Origin of the sequence: uncultured Halorubrum sp. (assembly GCF_937146585.1) — an archaeon.
GTDB lineage: Archaea > Halobacteriota > Halobacteria > Halobacteriales > Haloferacaceae > Halorubrum > Halorubrum miltondacostae.
Map to the genome: position 1 here is coordinate 1 of NZ_CAKZRO010000064.1, position 5,780 is coordinate 5,780.

General features: G+C 71.3%; 6 protein-coding genes. 4 read left to right on the top strand and 2 right to left on the bottom strand.

The genetic code is table 11. The features are described from left to right. Positions 1-1,382 (top strand): MATE family efflux transporter (locus Q0116_RS05810; RefSeq protein WP_297886400.1); only part of this gene is annotated, 1,382 nt, incomplete at its 5' end. Positions 1,383-1,497: 115 nt separating this feature from the next. Here the strand turns inward: Q0116_RS05810 and Q0116_RS05815 are convergent. Then, complete coding sequence (locus tag Q0116_RS05815) at positions 1,498-1,905, bottom strand: DUF6069 family protein (protein WP_297886401.1); 408 nt, start codon at positions 1,903-1,905, stop codon at positions 1,498-1,500. A gap of 295 nt (positions 1,906-2,200) precedes the next feature. Between Q0116_RS05815 and Q0116_RS05820 the strand changes: the two genes are divergently transcribed. Next, positions 2,201-2,488 (top strand): hypothetical protein, encoded by a 288-nt coding sequence (locus tag Q0116_RS05820; RefSeq protein ID WP_297886402.1) that lies wholly within the window; start codon positions 2,201-2,203, stop codon positions 2,486-2,488. A gap of 127 nt (positions 2,489-2,615) precedes the next feature. Here Q0116_RS05820 and arcS read toward each other — a convergent pair whose 3' ends face one another. Beyond that, positions 2,616-4,457, bottom strand: coding sequence for an archaeosine synthase subunit alpha (gene arcS, locus Q0116_RS05825; RefSeq protein ID WP_297886403.1), 1,842 nt, complete (start codon positions 4,455-4,457; stop codon positions 2,616-2,618). A gap of 141 nt (positions 4,458-4,598) precedes the next feature. Here arcS and Q0116_RS05830 point away from each other — a divergent pair, with 141 nt between their 5' ends. Together Q0116_RS05830 and Q0116_RS05835 are read left to right on the top strand one after the other, a co-directional pair. Next, entirely contained in the window at positions 4,599-5,093 is a 495-nt protein-coding gene (locus tag Q0116_RS05830) for a pyridoxamine 5'-phosphate oxidase family protein (protein ID WP_297886404.1), read from the top strand. 82 nt (positions 5,094-5,175) lie between these two features. Further along, the coding region (locus Q0116_RS05835) for a M20/M25/M40 family metallo-hydrolase (protein WP_297886405.1) at positions 5,176-5,780 on the top strand (605 nt) is incomplete at its 3' end.

Sequence of the window (5,780 nt, forward strand, 5' to 3'; positions counted from 1 at the left end):
TCGTCACCGGCATCGCCCGGATGTCGAAGAACGCGGTCGACGTCGCGATGGTCGGCGTCGCGGTCGGCACGAGCGCCGTCGCCGGCGTCGGCTTCGCGGGGCCCTACTGGGGGCTCGCGTTCGCCTTCGGCGGGGGCGTCGCCGGCGGCACGATCGCCTTGGTCTCCCAGCGGTTCAGCGCCGAGGCGTTCGGCGAACTCGGCGACGCGGTGCGCTCCAGCGTCCTCCTCGCGGTGGCGATCACGCTGCCGGTCAGCGCGGCGTTCTGGCTGTTCGCCCCCGCGTTCATCGACGCGCTGAGCAGCAACGAGGCGGCGATCGCCTACGGCGCCGACTACCTCCGCGTCGTCGGGCTGGGCGTCCCGTTCGCCGCGCTCAACCTCGTCGGGAGCCGGATCCTCGTCGGCTGTGACGACGCCTACACCGCGATGCAGGTCCGGGCCGGCGGCGCGGTCGCGAACATCGTCCTCAGCGCGCTGTTCATCTTCGGCTTCGGCTGGGGCGTCGAGGGGGCCGCGGTCGGCACCGTCCTCTCGAACGTGCTCGCCGTCGCCGGGTTCACCGTCGGGCTCGTGCGCGGGAGCGCCCCCCTCATCGGCGAGTTCCCGGTCGCGATCGACCCGACCGGCTCGTACCTGAACCCCGGCATGCTCCGGGACCTCGTCGAGATCGGCGTCCCGGTCGGCGCGCGCAACCTCGTGTGGACCGCCGCCGAGTTCCCCATGCTCGCCATCCTCGACGTGTTCGGCGAGAACACGGTGGCCGCGTTCGTCATCGCCCGCCGCATCTGGGGGATCATGAACACGCCCGGCTGGGGGTTCGGCCTCGCCTCCTCCAGCCTCGTCGGGCAGGAGCTCGGCGTCGAGCGCCCCGACGAGGCGGAGGCGTACGCCCGCGACATCATCCGGTTCTCGGTGGCGACGTACGCCGTCTCCGCGGTGCTGATCGCGGTGTTCGCGACCGACATCGTCTCGCTGTTCGCCGAGTCGCCCGACAGCCCGGAGATACCGATCGCCGTCAACCTCGTGTACGCGGCCTGCGCCGCGGTGATCTTCCAGGGGATCTCCGGCGGCGCGGCCGGCCCGCTCGACGCCGCCGGCGACACGAAGATCCCCTTCGCGAGCCAGTTCCTCGGGATGTTCTGCGTGTCGATCCCGCTGGCGTACGTCGGCGCGCACGACGCGACGCCGGCGATCGACCTCCCGCTCGTCGGCCTCACGGTCCCCGAGGTGGCGCTCCCGGCAATCGGGCTGTGGGGGCTCTACTTCGCGTTCATGGCCGAGACGACGATCCCCGCCGCGATCAACTACCTGCGCTTCCGCTCCGGGAAGTGGAAGGCGATCAGCGAGGCGTACCGGCCCGAGACGACCGCGGACGACTGAGACGGAAACGGTTCGGTCGGCCCCGTGACTCGCTCGGAAAGCACCGAACGGCCGCTGCTGACGACGAGACGAAGAGCGTCACGACCGCCGCCGAAGAGTCGAATGTCAGGACCGACTATCGTCCGAGCGGGGTGTCCGGGAGCGCGATCATCGCGGTGACCGCCGGCGGAACGTGGAGCGCCATCAGGGCGATCGCCTCGCTCGTCGTCACGCCCTCCACGGCCAGTAGCAGGCCGACGTCGGGGAGGAACGACAGGACGAGCGCGGCGACGGCGACGCGGACGAACGTCCGGTCCGGCGTCGCGGAGAGCCGGGTGAGCGCCCCGTAGACGACGGTCGCGCCGACCGTCCCCAGCAGCGTGAAGACGACGACCGGCCGGTACTGGACGAACTCCGTCGACGCGACGAGGTCCAGCGTCAACGCGATCCACACGAGGGCGAGGTTGACGGCGGCCCCGATCAGGAACGTCCCGCCTCCGCGGACGGCGAGCGTCCGGGCGGCTATCGAGTCTCGGGACGTCACGCTGGGCCCCCGTCCAGGGAGGGTCCGACTGGCGACGCGACATCGGCTCCGAGCGGCGAGCACGTGCGACGGTGCTTCGCGGTCGCACCGACGGCGGTTCCGCGACACCGGCCCGCGGCTCCAACGAGTTCTATCACAGGTCGTATACAGACGCCGCACGGATAAACTTAGTGTTGTAAAGAAACCACAATATAATATGCGCAGCCGGTTCAGAACTCTCATATGCGCCACTCACGGACGGTAGTATTGGGAGTAAAAGACAATACTTATCCGGCAGCGACGCCTACGTATTCGTATGGAAAACTGCGAAAAGGGCCGCCTGTTCGGCTCGGCGATGATACTCGTTCAGGGCGTCGTGACCGCGCTGTTCCCGCGAGTAAGCGTCAGGCTCACGAAGAAGATGCTGGGGAAAAACTTCGACAACGCGTCGGAGCTCGAAGCGAAGCCGGCGTACCTGCGGCAGCTACGCGCCATCGGCGTCGGCATGGTCGCCGCGGGCGGGACGGGGCTGCTCCTGCGGGACGCCGAGGATTTGGAGACGGAGATCGCCGAACTCGCGGACGCCGCCGAAGACGACGAGTAAGCGAGCTCCGGGGCAACACTCCGGAGAACCCGCTGCGGTGCGTTTTTCTCTTCGGTTCGAGGCATAGCGGCGGGGCGGGCGTATCGGTCGACGACCGGGCCTGAACGTCGCTCGGAGACCGCACCGGTCACTTCTCGTCGCTGTGCCGGACCTCGACCGCGACGCCGCGGGTCGAGCCCGCCATCTCCGGGCCGGACATCGCCGCGCGGCCGACCGCGAACGCCTTCGGCCCCTCGATCACGACCTCGTCGCCGACGCGGATCCCGTCGTCGGCGTCGACGACGCCGGGCGCGAGGACGGAGCCGCGCGGGACGAACGAGTCGATCTCGACCCGCTTCGTCGGGGCGTCGCTCGCGACCCAGCGGCGCGCGCCGGCGAGGGTGAACGAGAGGGTGCCGTACTGCGGGACCATCGTCGCGAGCTGCTCGCCCGGCTCGCCCTCGCGGCCCGCGTCGGGGTCGTCGCCCCACACCTGGAGCTTCGGGTAGCGACCGGTGGTGCGGACGTCTCCCTCGCCGCCGTACCGGTCGCCACCGGCGCTCGCGTCGCTCGCGCCGCGCCCCCCGAACAGGGCGTCCCCCGCGGCGTCGCCGATCAGGTAGTCGGCGATGGCGCGGACCGTGTTGTGCTCGCGCTCCCGCTTGCTGTACGCCGGCTCGCCCTGGAGCGCGGCGTTCAGCTCGCCGAGCGACTCGTCGGTCGTCGGGTGATCGACGCAGGTGTACTCGAACGGGACGTCGATCGCCGGGGCCGACTCGACGCGCTCGCAGATCTCGCGGTAGCCGTCCTCGGGGACGTGCGCGACGACGCGCGAGTAGTCGTTGCGCTCGAGGTACCGCCGGAGGACCTCCGCGACGAACTGTATCTCGTCCTCGCTCCAGTCGCCGGTGACGACCGAGTCGTAGTGTTGGGCGGGGTAGGTCGTCTCCAGCTCCTGCGGGACTACGCCGATCGGCGAGGTCATCGAGACGGTGTGGCCGCGCCACTTGATCGCGTCGTGGAACTGGCGGTGGCTCTGGGAGTCGCTGTACGGCTTCGTCGCCGAGCAGGGGACCAACACGAGGGGCTGGTCGGTGAACCGGTTCCGGTAGCGGCTCGTGACGCGGTCGGCGAACCGGCGGATCTCGACGCGGTCGAGCGTCTCCGCCGAGGCCGCCGTGACCTCGGCGTCGCGCATGAGGGGCGTCCGTTCTTCGAGGTACCCCCACTGGTCGTCGAACTCGCGGAACGCGGCCGTGAGCCACCCTTCGTGGCGGGACTGTCCCTCGACGTAGTCGCGCAGGCGACCGCTCCGGATCCGCTCGCGGACCCGGCGCAGTTCGGCGCGGAGCGCGTTCACGTTGTGCTCGGCGCAGTCGGCGCGCGTGAACTCGATCCGAGGTTTCGCGCAGGCCGGACAGGCGCACGGGAGCTCGTCGAGGTCCGCGAGGAAGTGCTCGGCGTCGGCCGTGAGGTACATCCCCTGGGTCCCCTTCGTCCGCGCGAGCGTCGCGTCGACGAGGTCGACGCCGGCGTACGCGAGGAGCGCGACGTTCCGCGGGGTCGCGACGCCGGAGAGGCCGAGCGCGGCGTCGGGCGGTAACGCCGCCTTGGCGCGGACGATCGCGTCCCGGAACGCCTCGCCGTGGCCGACGAACCCCTGCGCGTCGGAGAGGAGGTAGGCGTCGGCCCCGAGGTCGCGAGCGCTTCGGCTGTCGACGACCGCCGCCGTCGGGAACTCAACGTCGGGGTGGTCGACCGCGAACGAGTCGCGGACCTCGTCGCGGGTGCCAGCCGGGAACGCTCGGTGGGGGAGCACCGTCAGCGCGCTCTCGTCGCCGTCCGGGACCTCGCGGTCGCCGGCCCAGAGGCTCCCGGCGTCGTCGAGGAACGGGTCCGCGAGCGCCGGCGTCGACACGGGGTCGGCGAGGCGGACCTCCCCGAGGCGGGCGGCACCGTCGCGCTCGTGGACCTCGAAGTAGTCGGTCATACCTCCCCTCGCGGGGGGACGGTCAATTCTCTTGTGTTCCGGAGCCGGCGGGACGCCTGAGTTCCGCGCCGTCCGGCCGTCGACCCCGCTCGGACCGAGCGTCGCCGCAACTGTTAGGCGGACGGCGGCCGACCGATCGGTATGGACCCGACCGGGCCGTGGGACCGACGGCGAGTCGACGAGTTCCTCGGCGCAGCGCGCGTGCCGGTCCGGCTCGGCTGCCGGACGCCGGGCGACCAGCCGTGGATCGTCTCGCTGTGGTTCGCGTGGGACCCGGAGGCAGACACCGCCGACGACGGGGAGGACTCGGCGAACTCGACCGGCGCGATCCGCTGTGCGACGAGCGCGAACGCGGACCTCGTCGAGTTCGTCGACCACGACGACAGCGTCTCCTTCGACGTGTCGACGAACGACCCGCCGTACAAGGGGGTCCGCGGCCGCGGCCGGGCGTCGGTCCGTCCCGACGAGGGGAAGCGGCTCCTGCGGTCGCTCTTGGAGGAGTACCTCGGCGGGACGGACAACTCGACCGCCGAGCGGCTCCTTCGCCCCGAGCGCGAGGAGGTCGAGATCCGGATCGAGCCGGAGCGGCTCCACACGTGGGACTACTCGGAGCGCATGGGATCGGCCGAGGAGTGAGCCGCCCGCGGTCGGCTCCGACGCGGTCCCCGTCGCTCTCCGCCAGGCGACGTTTTAAGCTGTCCCCGGGCCACCCACGGGTATGAGCGTTCTCGAAGACGACGAGTACCGCGCGTTCCGCCGCGATCTCCACCGCCACCCCGAGCCGGCCTGGCGCGAGTTCTACACCACCGCCCGCATCGTGGAAGCCCTCCGCGAGCGCGACCTCGACGCGCTCCACGTCGGGCCCGACGCGCTCGCGGCGGACGAGCGCATGAACGTCCCCGACGACGAGGAGCTGGCCGAGTGGGAGGAGCGGGCGCGCGAGGCGGGCGCCGATCCGGAGATACTCGATCAGCTCTCCGGCGGCTACACCGGCTGCGTCGCGGTCGTCGAGCGCGGCGACGGCCCCGTGGTCGGCCTGCGGGTCGACATCGACGCGCTGCCGATCACGGAGTCGGAGTCGGGCGAGCACGTCCCGGCGGCGGAGGGGTTCCGCTCCGAGCACGAGGGGTTCATGCACGCCTGCGGCCACGACGCCCACGCGACGATGGGGCTCGGCGCGCTCGACGCCGTCCTCGACTCCGACTTCTCCGGCACGCTGAAGGTGTTCTTCCAGCCGGGCGAGGAGCAGGTCGCCGGCGGGAAGCCGATGGCCGAGTCGGGCCACCTCGACGACGTCGACTACCTCTACGCGGTCCACGTCGG